The 1,796-nt window shown below is 73.9% G+C and carries 2 protein-coding genes; both read left to right on the top strand.

What is annotated here, in order from left to right; genetic code table 11:
- The coding region (locus tag AC51EU_RS30140) for an MFS transporter (RefSeq protein ID WP_496270268.1) at window positions 1-485 on the top strand (485 nt) is incomplete at its 5' end.
- A gap of 147 nt (window positions 486-632) precedes the next feature.
- Window positions 633-1,736 (top strand): cation diffusion facilitator family transporter, encoded by a 1,104-nt coding sequence (locus AC51EU_RS30135; protein WP_496270267.1) that lies wholly within the window; start codon window positions 633-635, stop codon window positions 1,734-1,736.
- Window positions 1,737-1,796: the final 60 nt, after the last annotated feature.

Here is a 1,796-nt window from a genome sequence, read left to right as displayed (position 1 = left end):
GCGTCGCGAACGACTGGAGCGCGCTCCATCTGCGGGACGTCCTCGACGCCCCGGCCGCCACCGCCGCCCTCGCCTTCGGCGCGTTCTCCGCGGCGATGACCGCCGGCCGGTTCGTCACCGACCGGGTCGTCGCCCGGCTCGGGCCCGTACGCCTGGTCCGCTACGGCGCCGCGCTGGCCGCCGCCGGGCTGACGGCCGCGGCGCTGGCGCCCTGGACGCCGCTCGCCCTGGCCGGCTGGACGGTGTTCGGCATCGGGCTCTCCGGCTGTGTCCCGCAGTTCTTCAGCGCGGCCGGTCACAGCGACGCCGGTGCCTCGGGCGCCAATGTCTCCCGGGTCGCCGGCCTCGGCTACCTCGGGATGCTCGCCGGTCCCGCCGTCATCGGGCCGCTCACCGACCTCGTACCGCTCAATCTCGCGTTCTTCCTGCCGGTGGTCCTCTGCGTGGTGGTGGCGGGCGCGGCCGGGGTGCTGCGCACCCGTTGACGCGCTACCGGACCCTTCCCTTCCGCAACGCTCTGACCAGGCACAACGCGCCGTGGGACGGTAATGACAACGGTCACCGGTGCAGCCTTTGGATCTCCGGCGGAAGTGCGGTTTGCTTCCGACGGACGACCCAGGAAGGAGCGCGCCATGACCGAGCACGCCCACGGGCACCCCACGGACGCCGAGGACCGCCCGCAGGGACACGACGACCACCACGACGATCCCCACGGCCCCTCCCACGACCGGGCCCACGGGCACGGTCATGGGCACGGGCACTCCCACGCGCACACCGTCTCCCCCGACGCCGACCGGCGGTGGCTGCGCGCCGCGCTGGTACTGATCACCGCGTTCATGGCCGTCGAGGTCGTCATCGGCGTCCTGGCCCGCTCGCTGGCGCTGATCTCGGACGCCGCCCATATGCTCACCGACGCGGCGTCGATCGTCCTGGCGCTGATCGCCATGCGGCTCGCGGCCCGCCCCGCGCGCGGCGGCTTCACCTACGGCCTCAAGCGCGCCGAGATCCTCTCCGCCCAGGCCAACGGCATCACCCTGCTCGTGCTGTCCGTCTGGCTCGCGTACGAGGCGGTGCGGCGGCTGATCTCGCCGCCCGAGGTGACCGGCGGACTGGTGCTGGTGACCGCGCTGGCCGGGGTGGTGGTGAACCTCGTCGCCACCTGGCTGCTCTCCCGCGCCAACCGCTCCAGCCTCAACGTCGAGGGCGCATACCAGCACATCCTCACCGATCTGTTCGGCTTCGTCGCCACCGCCGTCTCCGGCCTGGTCGTCCTGCTCACCGGCTTCTCCCGGGCCGACGCCATCGCCACCCTGATCGTCGTCGCGCTGATGCTGCGGGCGGGCGTCGGACTGGTCCGCGACTCCGGGCGGATCTTCATGGAGGCGGCGCCGGCCGGCTGCGACCCGGACGCGATCGGCGACCACCTGGTGGCCGCCGACCAGGTCGTCGAGGTCCACGACCTGCACCTGTGGGAGATCACCTCCGGCGAACCGGCGCTCTCCGCACACGTCCTGGTGGCACCGGGCGGCGACTGCCACCGGGTGCGCCGCGACCTCCACCGGCTGCTCGGCAGGGAGTACGGCATCACCCACGCCACCCTCCAGGTCGACCACGTCGGCGAACAGGACCCGCCCGACGCGCTCCTCCAACTCGGCACCGGCCCCGCCCCGAGCACCGGCGCCCACTGCGGGGAGACCCACGGTCCGGTCCACCGGGCGGGGCCGCACGAGCACTGATACGGGGCGGGGGCGGCCGGCGCCCCCGTACGTCCCCTGGCCGCACCCGCCCCGCCCCAT

It is taken from the genome of Candidatus Streptomyces philanthi (assembly GCF_059553635.1).
This window is presented reverse-complemented; position numbering and strand designations above follow the sequence as displayed.